At 65.4% G+C, this 17245-nt stretch carries 13 protein-coding genes; 2 read left to right on the top strand and 11 right to left on the bottom strand.

The genetic code is table 11. The annotated features are described in order from the left end of the window. Window positions 1-77 precede the first annotated feature (77 nt). Both ACZ5BO_RS01830 and ACZ5BO_RS01825 read left to right on the top strand, forming a co-directional pair. A complete protein-coding gene (locus tag ACZ5BO_RS01830) occupies window positions 78-2276 on the top strand; it encodes a PA5441 family protein (protein ID WP_464697943.1) in 2199 nt (732 codons plus the stop codon). Between the two features lie 2 nt (window positions 2277-2278). Further along, entirely contained in the window at window positions 2279-3007 is a 729-nt protein-coding gene (locus ACZ5BO_RS01825; RefSeq protein WP_025131703.1) for a DUF3142 domain-containing protein, read from the top strand. Between the two features lie 344 nt (window positions 3008-3351). Here the strand turns inward: ACZ5BO_RS01825 and ACZ5BO_RS01820 are convergent, their stop codons facing one another. The 11 genes from ACZ5BO_RS01820 to ACZ5BO_RS01770 form a co-directional block, all read right to left on the bottom strand. Beyond that, window positions 3352-5817: a TonB-dependent siderophore receptor gene (locus tag ACZ5BO_RS01820; RefSeq protein ID WP_025131702.1), complete on the bottom strand. Its 2466-nt coding sequence runs from the start codon at window positions 5815-5817 to the stop codon at window positions 3352-3354. Window positions 5818-5908: 91 nt separating this feature from the next. Then, a complete protein-coding gene (locus ACZ5BO_RS01815; RefSeq protein WP_025131701.1) occupies window positions 5909-6862 on the bottom strand; it encodes a FecR domain-containing protein in 954 nt (317 codons plus the stop codon). After that, window positions 6859-7368, bottom strand: a complete 510-nt coding sequence (locus ACZ5BO_RS01810; protein ID WP_025131700.1) for a sigma-70 family RNA polymerase sigma factor — start codon at window positions 7366-7368, stop codon at window positions 6859-6861. The genes ACZ5BO_RS01815 and ACZ5BO_RS01810 overlap by 4 nt, the downstream gene beginning before the upstream one ends. Window positions 7369-7439: 71 nt before the next feature. After that, window positions 7440-8885, bottom strand: a complete 1446-nt coding sequence (locus ACZ5BO_RS01805; protein WP_043274715.1) for an efflux transporter outer membrane subunit — start codon at window positions 8883-8885, stop codon at window positions 7440-7442. 173 nt (window positions 8886-9058) lie between these two features. Next, a complete protein-coding gene (locus ACZ5BO_RS01800; protein WP_025131698.1) occupies window positions 9059-10129 on the bottom strand; it encodes an HlyD family secretion protein in 1071 nt (356 codons plus the stop codon). A 17-nt stretch (window positions 10130-10146) separates the two neighbouring features. Further along, window positions 10147-11691, bottom strand: a complete 1545-nt coding sequence (locus ACZ5BO_RS01795; protein ID WP_025131697.1) for an MFS transporter — start codon at window positions 11689-11691, stop codon at window positions 10147-10149. A gap of 431 nt (window positions 11692-12122) precedes the next feature. Next, window positions 12123-13049 carry a LysR family transcriptional regulator gene (locus ACZ5BO_RS01790; protein WP_025131696.1) on the bottom strand — a complete coding sequence of 309 codons (927 nt, stop codon included), beginning with the start codon at window positions 13047-13049 and terminating at the stop codon, window positions 12123-12125. Window positions 13050-13268: 219 nt separating this feature from the next. After that, the gene (locus tag ACZ5BO_RS01785; protein WP_011058521.1) at window positions 13269-14135 is read right to left on the bottom strand and encodes an ABC transporter permease; all 867 of its coding nucleotides are present in this window, start codon (window positions 14133-14135) and stop codon (window positions 13269-13271) included. 33 nt (window positions 14136-14168) lie between these two features. Beyond that, the gene (locus ACZ5BO_RS01780; protein ID WP_025131695.1) at window positions 14169-15029 is read right to left on the bottom strand and encodes an ABC transporter ATP-binding protein; all 861 of its coding nucleotides are present in this window, start codon (window positions 15027-15029) and stop codon (window positions 14169-14171) included. Between the two features lie 5 nt (window positions 15030-15034). Further along, window positions 15035-16072, bottom strand: a complete 1038-nt coding sequence (locus ACZ5BO_RS01775) for an ABC transporter substrate-binding protein (RefSeq protein WP_464697938.1) — start codon at window positions 16070-16072, stop codon at window positions 15035-15037. A 27-nt stretch (window positions 16073-16099) separates the two neighbouring features. After that, window positions 16100-16987 (bottom strand): TauD/TfdA dioxygenase family protein, encoded by an 888-nt coding sequence (locus tag ACZ5BO_RS01770; protein WP_464697936.1) that lies wholly within the window; start codon window positions 16985-16987, stop codon window positions 16100-16102. Window positions 16988-17245: the final 258 nt, after the last annotated feature.

The following is a 17245-nucleotide window of genomic DNA, read 5'->3' as shown; positions in this document are numbered from 1 at the left end:
CCGGCCAGCACCTTAGGTATGATTTGCAGCACCAAGGGTGCCCTGCCCTCCTGGCTTTCCGGATTAAGGACAATCGCATGCGCAACGGCCTTCTATCGTCAATCGCGCTGGCCCTCGGCACCCTGTGTGTCGGCCAGGCACACGCCAGCTCGGACGACTACTGCTACCCGACCTGGACCCTCTATTCCAAACAGCTGACCGCCTGCAGCAACCTGCCGTTTCTCAGCCCCAGCAATGACAGCCGGGTCAATCTGCGCCTGTTGCTGGCCGATCAGGGCAGCCTGCCCCTGGCGCCACGTCCGCTGTCCGACGATGACCTGAACCTGGGTTTCGGCGAAGTGCCGTTCCCGCTGTACCGCCTGAGCCCGGCGGACCCGGACAGCAATCCCGAAGCGACCGGCACCGCCAAGGCCCAGCGCGCGGCCGTCAGCGAGCAACTCAATAGCACGCTGCAAGCACTGGGAGTCACCCGGGACACCCAGGAAGTGGCCGGGAACGCCTTTCTCTCTGGCGAAGGCAGCCGCTGCCGCAGCAACTCGGAAGGCAGCGCCCTGGCCTTTGTCGAGCAGCTCAACGCCGCGCCCTTGAATGCCGACGAGCGCCGCGGCCTGGCTCAGGCGCGGGCCCAGATGCTCAGTGCCTGCAGTTGGGACAGCGGGCCGTTGGAGAGCTTGATACCGGGCAACCTGAACACCCCGGCGGCCAAGGACTTCGCCACTTACCTGCGGGCCGCCGCGGACTTCTACAGCGGCCGCTTTGCCCCGGCCGCCCAGGGTTTCAGTGCGCTCAAGGCCAGCGCACAACCCTGGCTGGTCGAGACCGGGGCCTATATGAGCCCGCGCAACGCCTTGAACCAGGCCCAGGAAAACGCCTTCGACGAGTGGGGCACGGTCAACCTGCAGCATGTGGATAAGTCCAGCCTGGCACAGGCCGGAGCTGGCTTCAGCGAGTACCTGAAGACTTATCCACAGGGTCAGTACGCCGACTCCGCCACGGGACTGATGAGGCGAGTGCACTGGCTGGCCGGTGATACCCGGGCGCTGGCCGCGGACTATGCCCAGCAGTTGTCCCCCGCCCCGGACGCCCGACGCCAGACCGTGCCCGATGAGCTGGTGCAGGAAATCGACTACAAACTGCTCACCGGTACCGCCGGAGAGATACAGGCCCCCCTGCTGCTGACCGTCACCGACCTGATGGGCATGCGCAGTTCGCCGACCCCGACCCTCACCCGGGAGGCCCTGCAGCAGCAAAAAGCCCTGTTTGCTGCCCAGCCGGCCCTGTTCGACTACCTCCAGGCGGCCTTCGCCCTGTATGTGGAGCAGAAACCGGCGGCGGCGCTGCAACTGCTGCCCACTCAGGTTCCAGCACAACTGGATTACCTGAGCTTCAGCCAGCAAAGCCTGCGCGCCCTGGCCATGCAGGCCCAACAGGACTGGAAAGGCGCCGAGGCGCTGTGGCTGCAGTTGCTGCCCCTGGTCAAGCAGCCACTGCAGCGCGAACAGCTGGACCTGGCGCTGGCCTACGGCTACGAGCGCAGCGGGCAATTGGCCAAGGTGTTTGCCAGTGACTCGCCGATCCAGAGCGCCCAGGTGCGCACCCTGCTCTTGCGCCAGGTGGCCTCGCCCAAGCTGCTGCGCCAGCAGGCGCAACAGCCGGAGGCCTCGACGGAGCGCAATACCGCCTTGTTCGTCCTGTTGTACAAGGACCTGACCCGTGGCCAGTACGCCGCCTTCGGCGAGGACTTCAAGCAGCAGCCAAGCCCCCTGCCCACCGAAAAACTCGGTCGCAGCCTGGGCTACACCTTCTACGAGGGGCCGTCGCTGGCGGTGTTCCAATCCAATGGCCAGCCCGAGGACAGCGAAGAAGTTCACTACGCGTGCCCGAACATCAAGGACACCGCTGCGACCCTGCAACAGGATCCGAAAAGCCCGGCCGGGCTGCTCTGCCTGGGCGAATTCATGCGCCTGAACAGCTTCGACTCGATGCCCCTGGACACCGCGCCCGAACCCCAGGCCCTGGGCGGCACGCCAGACGCCTTCCCCGGCAAGCCATTCTCGCGGCTCGACGGCTACCAGGTGGTCATCAACAACCCCAAGGCCAACCGTGACGAACGCGCCTATGCCTTGTACCGGGCGCTCAACTGCTACGCCTCGTCCGGCATCAACCGCTGCGGTGGCGCCGGCGTCGAACCGGCCGTGCGCAAGGCCTGGTTTCGCCAGTTGAAGACCAAGCTGGGGGATACCCAGTGGGGTCAGTCGCTGCGTTATTACTGGTAAGCGTGAAACGCCTGGCCTGTTGCCTGCTGCCGCTGTGCCTGTACTGGGCAGCCCCGGCAAGCGCCGCAGTTGATGCGGCGCAGCACGATGCCTTCTGGCTGTGGAGCGGGGTCAAGCCGCAGCCGGTGCTGGCCCAGGCCAGGACCCTGTACATCCTCCAGGGCCAGGTCAGCCGCTCGCGGCGCCATCCGGCGCGTGGCGTCGAACTCATTGCCCAGGGCCTGCCGGTGTCGCGCCTGAGCCAGGAGCAGGTCTGGGTGGTGTACCGCGCCCACACCCTGGCCTGGCCGGAAACCGTCTATCGCCAGTTGCTGGGCCAGGTACAGCGCTGGCAGGCCGCAGGCAATCCCGTGGTGGGGATCCAGATCGACTTCGACAGCAGCACCCGCGACCTTGCCTCCTACGCGGAGTTTCTGCAGGACCTGCGCCGGCGCCTGCCTGCGCACTACCGCCTGAGCATCACCGGCCTGATGGACTGGGGCAGCAACGCCGACCCGCAAGCCATCGGCCAGCTCAAGGGGGTGGTCGATGAAGTGGTGGTGCAGACCTATCAGGGGCGTACCAGCATTCCCGACTACGCCCGCTACCTGCCACGCCTGGACCGCATGGGCCTGCCTTACAAGGTCGGGCTGATCCAGGGCGGCGAATGGCAGGAGCCGGAGTCGTTGCGCGCCAGCCCGTGGTTCAAGGGTTATGTGGTGTTTCTGCAGAATCCGCCGGCCAAGCCCTAAGCTCTTTTGCAGCAAACCCTCAAGCTATCGGCTCCGGGGCAGGTGGATCCTTTCACCTGAGCCAGGCAGAACAGGCTGCGCGGTTTGACGTTCAGTACCACCGCCTGGAGCAGGATCAACCTTCGTGCCGCTGGAGAAGGGGCTCGCCTCACGACTCAAGCCCGCGCGCAGAGACTCGGCTCGCCGGCCGATGGAGCGATTCTCTCTCACCGCCCCAACGAGCAACGCCCCGAGCCCACGGGATGCGCGGAGCCGCCAGCACCGAGAAGCTGCAGGCACACCCCAACAGCGTGCCTACCCGCAGGGGGCCGGCCAGCAGGCCCGATAACTGGCGGCCGCCCCCCCTACCAGTCGTAGGTCAGGCTGGAGACCACCGTCCGCCCGTCGCCGTAGTAGCAGTCCCAGATGCTGGTGCAGTTGGCCACGTAGGTCTTGTCCTCGAGGTTCTTCACGTTCAGCGCCAGTTTCACGCCCTTGAACTGCAACGGCGATTGGCCCAGGTCGTAGGTCAGGCTGGCATCGAGCACGGTATAGGACGGGATATGGAACGCTCCGTCGTAGTCGGTGCCCAGGCTGCTGCGCACATAACGGGCACCAAGGCCGGCGCCCAGGCCCGCCAGCGGCGAATCGCCGAGGATCGTGTAGTTGGCCCAGAGCGCTGCGGTCAATGGCGGCATGCCCGCCGGGTGACGGCCTTCGCGGCCATCATTGTCCTTGGTGTACTTGATGTCGTTGCGCGACGCCGAGGCAATCACGTCCAGGGACTCGCTGAGGCTGGCCTTGGCCTCCACCTCGATGCCCCGGGAGCGGATCGCTCCGCTCTGGCCGTTGAACCCGGGGTTGGCCAGGTCGGTGGTGAGGATATTTTCCTGGTCCAGCTGGTAGGCCGATACCTGGATAAAACTGTTCTGCCCCGGCGGCTGGTACTTCACCCCGGCTTCGTACTGCTTGCCGGTGGAAGGGTCGAACGGGCTGCCGCCGTAACTGGTGCCGCTGAGCGGCAGGAAGGATTCGGAGTAGCTGACAAAGGGCGCCAAGCCATTGTCGAACAGGTACACCAGCCCCGCCCGCCCGGTGAAGGCCTCATCCTTGCTGTTGGTATGGGTGCCTCCCAAGGGGGTCTTGTTGTCGGTCTCGGCCCAGTCGTAGCGTCCACCCAGCACCAGCACCCATTGGTCGAGCTTGATCTGGTCCTGCAGGTACAGGCCGGTCTGGATAATGGTGTTGTCCCAGCGGTGCGGACCGCCGAAGTTCGGCGACTGGCCATAGGTCGGGGTGAACATGTCGATGATCGGCGGATTGCGATCGTACTGGCCATTGAACTTGGAATTGAAATGGTAGTAGTCCAGGCCCATCAGCAAGGTATGGCTCAGGGCGCCGGTGTCGAACTGCGCCTGGGCGATGTTATCCACGCCATAGACCTTGTTGTGCTGTTTCCAGTCCACGCCAAAGCGGGTCATGTAGCGCTGGTCCTTGACCCCGGTCAGAGGGTTGGCGACGAACTCGTAACCATGCAGCGGTGCCCGGTAGTGGTCGTCGACATCCGCGTAGCGGGCGTTCTGCTTCAGGGTCCAGACATCGTTCAGGCGGTGGGAGAATTCGTAGCCAAGGACGAACTGGTCACGGTCATAGGCGTTGACTCCCGGCTCGCCGAGAAACAGGTCGCGGTCGATCTTGCCGTTGGGGTTGGCGAACACCGTGCCCACGCTGGGCAGGCCCTGGGCCTCGGGCACGTCGTTGTCTTTCTGGTACTGAGCGAACAGGGTCAGGCTGGTGTCGTCGTTGGGCTTCCAGGTGAGGCTGGGGGCGATGAACTGGCGCTTCTCCTGCACATAATCGATCTCGGCCTGGCTGTCGCTGGCGCGTCCGGTCAGGCGATAGAGGAACTCACCCTGATCATCCAGCGGGCCGCCCAGGTCCAGGGCCACGCTCTTGTGATCGTAGCTGCCGGCTTCCAGCACCAACTGGTGCACAGGGGTGGCGGTGGGACGCTTGCTGACCATGTTGACGATGCCGCCCGGCTGGTTCTGCCCGTACAGCACCGAGGCCGGCCCCTTGAGCACTTCGATGCGCTCCAGGGAATAGGGCTCGATCTGCAGCGCGCCACCGGTGCTGCCGCCGCCATAGGGCAGGTGCAGACCGTCCAGGTACAGCGGGGTCGGCGCAAAACCGCGTGAGGTGGGCTCATCGAAGATCCGTACCCGATCGGCGAAGCCGCCGCCCGTCATGCCCGGGGTATAGCGCAGCGCCTCGGTGACGCTCTGGGCACCACGGGCCCTGACTTCGGCGGCGGTGACCACGTTGATGGTCTGGGGAATTTCCACCAGCGCCGCATCGGTCTTGCTGCCGGTGGCACTGCGCTTGGCGACGATGCCATCCACCGGCCCCCAGGCGTTTTCCTCGGCCTGGGCCGCACCGATCCGGGTGGTTTCCAGTTGCAGCGAACCGTCCTGCGGCACCGCCTGCAATCCCCAGTGGGTACCCGACCCCACGGCCTGCAGGCCGGTGCCACGCAACACCTGCTGCAACCCCTGGTCCACCTCGTAACGCCCCTGCAGACCGGCGCTGTGTTTGCCGGCGGTGAGCTGCGCGTCGACGGCCAGGAGAATGCCTGCGGCGCTGGCGAAACGGTTCAGGACCTGGTCAAGGCTACCGGCGCCAATGTCGTACTGACGCGCCTGGTCCTGCTGGCGGCTGTCGGCCAGGGCCAGTTGCGGCACCACCGGCGCCATTGCCAGCAGGCCGAGGAATACGCCCCGGCGCACGGCGGCGCTCAAGGTCTGAGTGGATGGTGTCGCGTGGTAAGGCATTCCGGAACTCCCCATGAGAATGCGTCTTGATCGGCTTTCATGAGGTATCCCGGACAACTCGCCAGAACCGACAAGGCTCGGTGCAAAAAAATCAACCGCGGGGCTTGAGGGTGACCCAATACCGGGTCACGGCGTGGGCTTGCACCGGCAGCGAACGCTCCAGGGCAGCGAGCACCGCATCGCTGTCATCCAGGGGAAACACACCGGTCAGCAACAGTCCGGCCACGGCCTCGTCACAGCGCAGCACGCCGGGACGATAGCGCGCCAGTTCGGCGATGAACTGCCCCAGGGGCTGGCGCTCGGCAATCAGCCGGCCCTGGCTCCAACTGCTGGCGTTGACTTCGGCGGGCTGGCTGGACGCGATCTGGCCAGCGCTGAACCACAGGCGCTGGCCGGCACCGATCTGTACCGCTGGTACATGCCGCGGGCTGATGCGCAGAGCTCCTTCGTAAAGGTCGACCCGGGTGCCGCCGTCCATGTCTCGCACCGCAAAGCGCGTGCCCAGGGCCTGGATCTCGCCGGCAGCGGTTTCCACGATCAACGGACGCGACGAGTCATGCCCGCTGCTCAGCAGGATCTCGCCCTGGATCAGGCGAATACGCCGTTCACTGGCGCTGTACAGCAGGTCGACGGCGCTGCCGCTGTTGAGGTCCAGGCGGCTGCCGTCGCTCAGGGTCAGGTGGCGGATCTCCCCGGTGGCGGTGCGCTGTTCGGCGAACGCCGCGCGCCAGGGCTGGCTGCCTTGCACCAGGTAGCCGCTGCCACCGGCCACCAGCAGCAAGCCCAGCAGCTTGAGTGCCGCACGACGTTGCCGGTCCGGGGCCTGGGCCAGGACCGCCCGGGCGCTATGGGCCGGGACGCCACCCAGGGTCTGTTGCAGTTGTTGCAGGCGTTGCCAGGCCCGCCGATGCTCGGGGTCGGCATCCTGCCAACGGGCAAAGTCCGCTTGTTGCTGATCGTCCAGGGCACCGCCCCAGTGCAGCATCAGCCATTCGCTGGCTTGCTCGACAATCGCCGGCGCGATGGGCGCCTGATGCGCGCTCATTGTTCGTAGACCACCCGGTAGCAGGCCTGGATGGCGCGGATCATGTACTTCTGCACGGAGCTGACGGTCACGCCCAGGCGCTCGGCGATCTGCGCGTAGCTCAGGCCTTCGAACTGCGACATGACAAACGCCTGGCGGACCCTTTCCGGCATGCCGTCGAGCATGGCGTCGATCTGCATCAGGGTTTCGATGATCAACGCACGGCTTTCCAGGGAAAGGGTCTGGGGTTCGGGCAGGTGGGCGATGCTTTCCAGGTAGGCGCGTTCGATCCGCGCCCGGCGCCATTGGTCGATCACCAGGTTGCGGGCGATCTGGGCCAGGTAGCTGCGGCTTTCCTGCTGCCCGGGGAAACGTCCGGACAGCAACAGGCGCAGGAAGGTGTCCTGCGCCACATCCGCGGCATGTTCACGATCCCCCAGGCGCTTGCGCAGCCACCCCTGGAGCCAGCCATGATGATCGCGATAAAGGCGATGCAATTGCTCGTTGCCGTCAGTCGTTGCTTCCATGAATGGAACCGTGCACATGATTGAGAGCAATTATCATTACACTTTTTTCCATCGCCAGGCAAAAGGCCGATTCAGCTCGCCGGAGTTGGCGCCTGCAACGGATACACCGACTCCCAGCCGCCCCCCAGGGCCTTGTACAAACCGACCATGGCCAGGGACACGCCGGCCGAACTGTCCACCAGTTGTTCCTGGGTAGTCAGCAAGGCGCCCTGCACTGTCAGCACGTTGACGAAGTCCACCACCCCTTCCACGTATTGCTGCTGGGCGGTGCGCAAGGCGATCTGGTTCTGCCGCACCGCTTCGGCGAGGCTGTCGCGACGCAGTTGGCTGGCGTTGTAGCGGGTCAGTTGGTCGTCGATCTCATGCCAGGCCCGGAGCACGGTCTGCTGATAGACCACCGCCGCCTCCTGCTGCTGGGCCTCGCGCAGGTGCAGCACGCCGCGCAGGCGACCACCGTCGAACAGCGGCAGGCTGAACTGCGGGCCGATGCCGAACTGGCGGGAGCTCCAGGAGCCGAAATCCGCCAGTTGCAGGGCCTGGGAACCGAAGTTGCCGGACAGGGTGATGCGTGGATAGAAATCGCCCTTGGCCACGCCGATGTTGGCGGTCGCCATGTGCAGCTGCGCTTCGGCCTGGCGAATGTCCGGGCGACGCTCCGCCAGTTGCGAAGGCAGGCCGATGGCCACCTGGGTCGGTGGTTGCGGCACCGGGGCGTCGCTGGCCAGTTCCTGGTGCAGGGCCTGGGGCGGCTCCCCCAGCAGCAGGCTCAAGGCATTGATCAATTGCGCCTGACGCTGCTGCAGCTCCGGCAGACGGGCCTCGATGGTGGCGACCTGGGCCGCGGCTTCCGCCACGTCCAGGTCGGTGGCCACGCCATCGGCCAGGCGTAGTTGCGAGAGTTTCAGGCTGTGGCGCGCCACCTCCAGGTTCTGCTCGGTGACCGCCCGGGTGCTCTGCACGCCACGCAGTTGGATATAGTCCTGGGCGGTCTCTGCGAGAACCGCCAGCAGCACCCCGCGGCGATCGTTTTCCGCCACTTCCAAGCGAGCGTCGGCGGCTTCGGTTTCCCGCCGCACACGGCCCCAGAAATCCAACTCCCAGGAAGCGGAAAAGCCTGCTTCCCAGAGATTGAAGGCCGACTTGCCATTGTTTCCCGAAGGGTCGTTCAAGCCCTCGGCACTGTTGCGCTTGCGCCCGTAGCCCCCCGTGGCCGACGTGCTCGGGTATTGCTGGGCAGTGATCACCTGACGTGCCGCACGGCTCTGCTGCAGCCGGCTGGTGGCCAGTTGCAGATCCAGGTTGTCGGTCAAGGCACGCTGGCTCAGGGCCGACAGCTGCGGGTCGTGGAACACCTCCCACCAACGCTCCTGCATCGCCTTGTCCACCGCCTGACTGGCGGCAGCGCGCTGCGGGGTTGCCCAAGCCGCAACCTGAGTCGCCTCGGGGTGCTGGAAATCCGGCCCCACGCTGCACGCGCCAAGGGACAACAGACTCAGCACCTGCAACGCATGACGGATGGACCGGTGGCGAGGGAGCTTGCTTCGGTTCGAGTGCGTAGCACTCGCAAGGCGGCCTTCGCGGCGGCCCTGGGCAACCGCGCCGAGCGGTTGTGGGGTTGCTGTGCCCCCCAGCGCCAAACGGTCGTGCATTCGCGGCGCTTGCCCAGGTAGAGCAGGGCTTCGTTCGCGGCTCATCGCTGGGTCACCTCGCGGGCGCTGGTGGCGGAGCTGTGGGTGTCCACGCTGGCTTCCACCGACATGCCCACCCGCAACCGCTCGGCCATGGGCTGATGCGGATCCAGGAGGATCTTCACCGGGATGCGCTGCACCACCTTGGTGAAGTTGCCCGTGGCGTTGTCCGGCTTCACCGCGGCGAAGGTCACTCCGGTGGCCGGGGCCAGGCTTTCCACCCGGCCATGCAGGGTCTCGCCGCCCAGGCTGTCGACCCGCACTTCAACGGCTTGTCCGGCATGCATGGCGGTGAGCTGGGTTTCCTGGAAATTGGCCACGACATACGCCTGCTGCAAGGGCACCACGGCGAGGATCTTGCTGCCCGGGGTGACGTAGGCACCGACTCGCACGGCGCGCTCGCCGACCATGCCATCGACCGGTGCGACGATACGGGTGTAGGACAGCTCGTAGCTGGCCATTTCCAGGGCCGCCTGGGCCCGCTTCAAACCACCTTGCGCCGCATCGCGCTGGGCAGTGAGGATCTCCACCTGCTTGCGCTCCGCCGCCAGGGCCGCCGTGGCGGTGGCCACCTGGGCGCTGGCCTGGTCGATACGGGTCCGGGCCTGCTGGGCATTCTGCACCGTGCCGGCGCCGACACCGGCCAGGTGGTTGTAGCGGTTCAGCTCATGCTCGGCGAAGGCCATCTCGGCCCGGGCCGCCACCAACGCCGCCTGGGCCTGGGCGATCACCGAGCTCTGCCGGTCCAGGGTCGCCCGGGCGTTCTGCAACTGGGCCTGGGCCACCAGGGTTTCGGCGTCCGCCGCCTGGGCCGCGGCCCGCAGGTCGCGGTCATCGATCAACGCCAGCAACTGCCCGGCCTTGACCTGCTGGTTGTCCTCCACCAGTACCTCCTTGATGAAGCCGGCTACCCGCGGCGCCACCAGGGTGTAGTCGGCGGCGATAAAGGCATCGTTGGTGCTCTGTTCACTGGCGCGGCCGAACAGGCCCGGGGCTACCAGGTAGGCCAGCACGCCGAGGGCCGCCACCGTCGCCACGGCGACGGCAATTTTCTGCTTGCTATGGGTCGTCATAAAACCTTCCGTATCACTCAAGTCGGCGCCCGCGGTGGATAGATCCGCGTCGGCAGCCAGAAAATCAGCAGGATCAGCACCGCGGCTACCCCCGCCATGCAGTAGTAGAGGTCGGCGGATGTCAGCACCACGGCCTGCTGGTGCAGGCGCTGGGCGAGGCCCGCCACGGAGCCTTCCACCAGCGGCGAGTTGCCCAGGCTGTCCACCAGCATCGTCGAGTGAAAGTGCAGGCGGTGGGTGGTCAGCACATCCAGCACGCCGGTGGCGATCACTGCCGCCAGGCCTTTCACGGTGTTGAACCAGGCTGAAGCGAAGGGCCCTTCAACCGGCACGATGCTGCCGGTGGAAAGCATCAGCAGCGGCAGCACCGCCATCGGCTGGCCAAAGATCTGCAGCAGTTGCAGCACGTAGAAATCGTCGCGGATCCAGGCCGAGGTCAGGTGCGTGCCCCCCAGGCAGGACAGCACCAGCATCCCCAGGCCAATGCCCAGCACCCAGCGGCAGTCGACCCAGCGCAGGTTGCACAGGGCCGCCACCAGCGGCAGGGCAAGCAACTGCGGCAAGGCCATCACCAGCATCACCGGCGCGGTTTGCAGCGGCCGGTAACCCTGGACCTGAGCCAGGTAGGCCGAAGGAATGATGATCACCGCCGTCAGCACCACCAGCACCCCGGCCAGGGTCAGCAGGGCAAAGGACAGGTTGCGGATGCCGAGCATCTGCAACTTGAAGAAGGGGATCGGCTGCGACCATTCGTTGATCATGAACAGCACCAGCAACAACAGCCCGCCCACCAGCAGCACACTGATCAGCGGCGATTCGAACCAGTCCAGGCGGTTGCCCTGCAGGATGCCGATCACCAGCATGCAGATCGCCGGGAAACCCAGCAGCAGGCCACGCCAGTTGAACTGCTTGAAGCGCTCCAGGCGCAGCGGGTCCTGGGGCAAGCCGTAGGCCACCGCCGCCATGGCCAGCAGGCAAGGGGCTACCACCTGCCAGAAGGCCCAGCGCCAGCCCACGTATTCGGTCCAGAGCGCCGCCAGGGGCGTGCCCAGGCTCGGGCCGAAGGTGGCCGTCAAGGCATAACCCGCCAAGCCGTAGAGCTTGACGTTGGCCGGCAGGAAACGCAGGGCCACGGTCATCAGCATCGGCGGCAGGGCACCGCCGGCCAGGCCTTGCAGGGTGCGCAGCAGCAACAGGCTCTGGTAGTTCGGGGCAAAGGGGCACAGCACCCCCAGCAGGGTGAAGAGGGCAATCGCACACAGGGTGAAGCGCCGCAGGGAAAAGGTCACCGAACACCAGGGGGCGAAGGCCATGGCCGCTACCGAGGTGGCGGTGTAGCAGGCCACCAGCCAGGTACCTTCGTCGTAGCCGATGAACAGCGCACCACGAATGTCCGCCAGGGCGATCTTGGTCACCATCTCGTTGAGGCCCGAGACCAGCACCGCCAGCAGCACGCCCACCAGGCCGATGATGATCCGCGGCCCGAACACCGGCGGTGCAATGGCTGCCGGCTTGCTGGCGGCTTCAACCGAAGCAGGCGCAGCGACAGCGAGGGAACTCATGGAAATACTGCTCCAGACAAGAAAACCAGAGCAGTTTATGAACAGCCGATGCTGACGAAAACTGACTTATCGACAGCTTATAAGTGCACCAAACGCAACGATTCAGCCTATTGACCGTAGGAGCTGGCTTGCCAGCGAAGGGGCCCTCAAGACCGCATTCGCCGGCAAGCCGGCTCCTACAGGAGTGACGCAGGCTGCAGATGAACCGTAGGAGCTGGCTTGCCAGCGAAGAGGCCCTCAAGACCGCATTCGCCGGCAAGCCGGCCCCTACAGGAGTGGTGCAGGCTGCAGATGGACCGTAGGAGCTGGCTTGCCAGCGAAGAGGCCCTCAAGCCCGCATTCGCCGGCAAGCCGGCTCCTACAGGAGTGGCGCAGGCTGCAGATGGACCGTAGGAGCTGGCTTGCCAGCGAAGAGGCCCTCAAGCCGGCCCCTACAAAGCGCTGGGCTGGGCTTCCTGCCAGGTGGCCTGGCAGGAGGTGCGCAGGGTTTCGCGGAACCACTTGTGCGCCGGGTCCTTGTCGTAGCGCGGGTGCCAGGCCTGGGTCAGGACCAGGGTCGGCAGGGAGATCGGCAGCACGAACGAACTTAAACGCAGCCCCAGGCGCGAGACGCTGAGCAGGGTTTCCTGGGGCACCGGCAGGATCAGGTCCGAATCCGGCAGCATGAACATGGCGGCGTGGAAGCTCGGGGCAATCAGCGGCACTCGGCGCTCCAGGCCCTGCTCGGCCAGGGCCGCATCGATCGGGCCACGGGCTATGCCCCGGCGAGACATGCTGATATGGGGAAACGCGGCAAAACGCTCGGCGGTGATGTCTTCGTCCAACAGCGGGTGGCCTTCGCGCACCAGGCCGACAAAGGCGGTGGTGAACAGGTTCTGCACCTTGACCTCCGGGGTCAGGGGCCGGGTGTTGCTGATCCGCAGGTCGATCCTTCCCTCCCGCAGGGCCTCGTCATCGCCATCGCCTTCGGGCACGAAGCGCAGTTCGCACAGGGGCGCCTGACGCTCCAGGGTATCGATGAGGCGACCGCCATACACGCCGACGAAAAAATCGTTGGCGCGCACGTTGAAGCGCCGTTGCAGGGAACCCAGGTCGACCTTGTCCGCCGAGCGAAACACCAGCGCCGCCTGCTCCACCACATCACGCACCTGGCTGCGCAGTTCCAGGGCCTTGGGGGTGGGCACCAGGCCGCGTCCGGCACGTACCAGCACCGGGTCGCCGAGGGCGTCGCGGATCCGCGTCAGGGTCCGGCTCATGGCCGCCGGGCTGAGGTTCATGCGCCGCGCGGCGCCGACTACGCTGCCCTCGTCGAGCAGGGCGTCGAGGGCCACCAGCAGGTTCATGTCCGGAAGTTGCATACTGAGCACTCGTGACTGGTCAGGGATGATCCAGGCGCAATGCTAGCAGGCTTGCCACCAAGGAAAGTGAGGGAGATCAATCCTTATCCGTGAACCCACTAGCCGCGTAGGAGCCGGCTTGCCGGCGAATGGGCCCTCGAACCTTGCATAGCCCTTGAGGGCGCTTTCGCTGGCAAGCCAGCTCCTACGGTCGGGGGGGGGGCTGGCGGACGAGGTAGCTCAGCGCTGCATGCCCCAGCGTTTTACCGTGATCCGCTCCAGGGTGTCGAAGATCAGGTTTTCCACCAGCAGGCCGATGAGGATCACCACAGCCAGCCCGGCAAACACCTTGTCGGTGTACAGCTCATTGCGGTTCTGGAAGATGTACCAGCCCAGGCCACCCTTGCCGCTGGTGGCGCCGAACACCAGCTCGGCAGCGATCAGGGTGCGCCAGGCGAAGGCCCAACCGATCTTCAGCCCGGCGAGAATCGACGGCAGCGCCGCCGGGATCAGGATGAACAGCACCAGGCGCAGGCCCTTGAGGCCGTAGTTGCGCCCGGCCATGCGCAGGGTTTCGGAAACCCCGAGAAACCCGGCGTAGGTGTTCAAGGCCAAAGCCCAGAGCACCGAATGCACCAGCACGAAGATCAGGCTGTTCTGCCCCAGGCCGAACCACAGCAGCGCCAGGGGCAGCAGGGCAATCGCCGGCAGCGGATTGAACATCGAGGTCAGGGTGCTCAGCAGGTCGCGGCCAAGCCGGGTCGAGACCGCCAGGGTGGTCAAGGCAAACGCCAGGACGATGCCGATCAGGTAGCCCTTGAGCAGCACCACCAGGGAAATGCCCACCTTGCCCAGCAATTCGCCGCTGAGCAGGCCCTGGTAAAGCGCGCTGGCGGTTTGCAGAAAACTCGGTAGCAGCAGGTCGTTGTTCTGGTAACGGGCCACGGCTTCCCAGAGCAGCGCCAGCAGGACCAGGATCAGGCTCTTGCGCAACCAGCCTTGTTGCCAGAGGCGCTGACCCAGGGGCAGCTCGCGCTCCAGGGGCACTTGCAGCAAGGGCTGCAGGACAACTTCGTATTCCTCGCGCGCAGGGGATGAGTGGCTCATCGGGCATTCCTCGTTCAACGGTGGCCTGACGGCTCAATAAGCGATACGGATATCGGCGAAATCCAGCTCGGTTTCAGTTTCCGGCGATTGGCCTTCATCGAACAGCAAGCGGTGGATACGCCGCGCGGTCTGCTGAAAGGCCACGCCACCGAGGCTCTGCAGGTCGTACTGATGGCTGTGGACTTCCGCCCGCACGCGCCCCGGATGAGGCGACAGCAGGAGGATGCGATTGCCCACCACCAGCGCTTCCTCGATGGAGTGAGTGACGAACAGCAAGGTGAAGCGCACCTCCTCCCAGAGCCGCAGCAACTCCTCCTGCATCTTGCGTCGGGTCAGGGCGTCGAGGGCGGCGAAAGGCTCGTCCATCAGCAGGATCTTCGGCTGCATGGCCAGGGCGCGAGCGATCGCCACCCGGGCTTTCATGCCACCGGACAGGGTATGCGGATAGGCATCGGCGAAAGCCGCCAGGCCGACTTTTTCCAGGTATTCCAGGGCACGCTCTTCGGCCGCGCGGCGGCCGAGGGTCTTCGACGCCAGCAGGGGAAACATCACGTTCTGTTTCACGGTTTTCCAGGGAGGCAACTGGTCGAACTCCTGGAACACCACGATACGATCCGGCCCGGGCTGGCTGACGCGCTGGCCTTGCAGGCGAATCTCGCCCTCGCAGGGCTGGATGAACCCGGCCACGGCCTTGAGCAGGGTCGACTTGCCGCAGCCTGAAGGCCCCAGCAGGACAAAGCGGTCGGCCGGATCCACCTCGAAACTCACCTGGTGGGTGGCCCGCACCACCCGCTGCGGGGTGCGGTATTCCAGGCTGACGTGTTCCACCGCCAACAGTGCTTGGGCGATGGCCGTGGAGTTGCTGGCCGTGTGGCCTGGCAAGGCGGCATTCATGGCAATCAGCTCCCCTGCAACGGTTTGGCGTCCTGGAAGAAGTAATCCTTCCACGACTCGGGCTTGTTCTTGATCGCACCGACCCGGTAGAGGAATTCCGCCAGCGGGTAGGTGTTTTTCGGTGTCACGCTGAACTCGAACTGCGGGTTGTCGATGATCTTCAGCAAGGCGCCGCGGTCGATCTTGGCCTTGGTCACGCGGATGTAGGTATCGGCGGCTGCGCCCTTGTCGTGCTGGGCGAACTCGGCCGCTTCGGCCAGGGCTTCGACGAAGGCCTTGTAGGTCTTGGGGTTGTCGTTGCGGAATTTCTCGGTGGCGAACAGCACCGTCGGCGAGTTGGGCCCCAGCAGGTCGTAGGTATTGAGCACCACGTGCACATTGGGGTTCTCCAGGGCCTGGTCCTGGAATGGCGGGTTGGAGAAGTGCCCGGTCAGCTCGGTGCCGCCGGCGATCAGCGCGGCGGTGGCGTCCGGGTGGGGAACGGCGATGGTGTACTTGTCCAGGCGATTGAATTCCTTGTCGCCCCATTGCTTGGCGGCGGCGTATTGCAGAAAGCGCGACTGCACCGAAACCCCCACCGCCGGTACCGCAATGCGGTCCTTGTCGGTGAAGTCGGCGATGGTCTTGACCTTGGGATTGTTGCTCACCAGGTAGTAGGGAAAGTTACCGAGAGAGGCTACGGCCTTGACGTTCTGCCGGCCGTGGGTGCGATCCCAGATGGTCAGCAGCGGCCCGACGCCGGCCCCGGCAATGTCGATCGAGCCCGACAGCAAGGCGTCGTTGACCGCTGCGCCGCCGGACAGCTGGGTCCAGTCGACCTTGATGTCGATGCCCTGCTCCTTGCCGTGCTTTTCGATCAGGTTCTGGTCGCGTACCACATTGAGCAGCAGGTAGACGATACCGAACTGTTCAGCGATGCGGATCTCGCCTTCGGCCTGGGCTGGCGCAGGCGCGACCAGGCTGCCGGCCAGCAGGCTGAAACCCAGGCCGATGGCCGTGGCCAGTTTGCCGAGGCGGGGAATGAAGGGAATGGATAAGGACATGGTGACTCTCCTGCCGTGCCTGGCTGATCAGTAAGGGGCGTCGCCCTGGATGGTGGTGCGATACAGCTTGCGGCGCAGATGGCTCGGGCAACCGGCGGCCAGGTGGATCAGCGAGCGGTTGTCCCAGAACACCAGGTCGTGGGGCTGCCATTGATGGCGGTAGATGTTGTCCGGCAGCACGCTGTGGGCATACAGCTCGGCCAGCAACTGGGCGCTTTCGTCTTCCGGCAGGCCAACGATGCGGGTGGTGAAGCCTTCGCTGACGAACAACGCCTTGCGGCCGTTTTCCGGGTGAGTGCGCACCACCGGGTGCACCACCTCGGCAACCTGGGCCAGTTGCTCCGGGGTCAGGGTCGGGCGCCAGCTGCCTTCGAACTTGGTCTCGCTGTAGCGCGCGGTGTAGGAGTGGGCGGCGCTGCGCCCCTCGACCGCCTTGCGCAGCGCCTCGGGCAAGTTGTCCCAGGCCTGGTGCATGTTGGCGAACAGGGTGTCGCCCCCTTCGGCTGGCAGTTCCTGGGCGTGCAGCATCGAGCCCAGGCTCGGCAGCTCCTTGTAGGAGAGGTCCGAGTGCCAGAACTTGCCGGCGTCCCCCAGGCCGATGGACTGGCCGTTCTCGATGATGTTGGAAACGATGAGGATTTCCGGGTGCCCGGCCAGCAGGAACTGCTTGAGCACATGAATTTGCAACACACCGAAGCGACGGCTGAAGGCAATCTGCTGTTCGGGGCTGATGCGCTGGTCGCGGAACACCACTACGTGATGATCCAGGTGGGCGCGGTGGATGCGGGCGAAGTCCTGGTCGTTGACTGGCCGGGACAGGTCGAGGCCGACGATCTCGGCACCTACAGCCCCATTCAAGGGGCGGATTTCGAAAGCTTGTGCGGCAATGGAGGCGGCACTGGCTGATGCAGACATGACTGAAACTCCCGCGCAGGCGCGCCCAGGGCGCGCGCGTCGATCAGAAACTCACGGAGATCCCGTGTGGGTTCATTTCGTGCGGCGCGCCGATTGGTCGGCAGGTACGCAGGGAGTTGACTTTATAGGTATAAGAAAGCGAATTTAAATACCGTTAGAGAATAACGATATGTTGATTCAGGCGATGCGCTGGTCATGCACGGTACGCCACCGATGGATTCCATGGCCTTTGCAGGCGGCGCAATGTGGCGCGGCCTG

It is taken from the genome of Pseudomonas sp. FFPRI_1, assembly GCF_055384485.1.
Note: the sequence above shows the minus strand (reverse complement) of the source record. Positions and strands in the feature narration are given on the sequence as shown.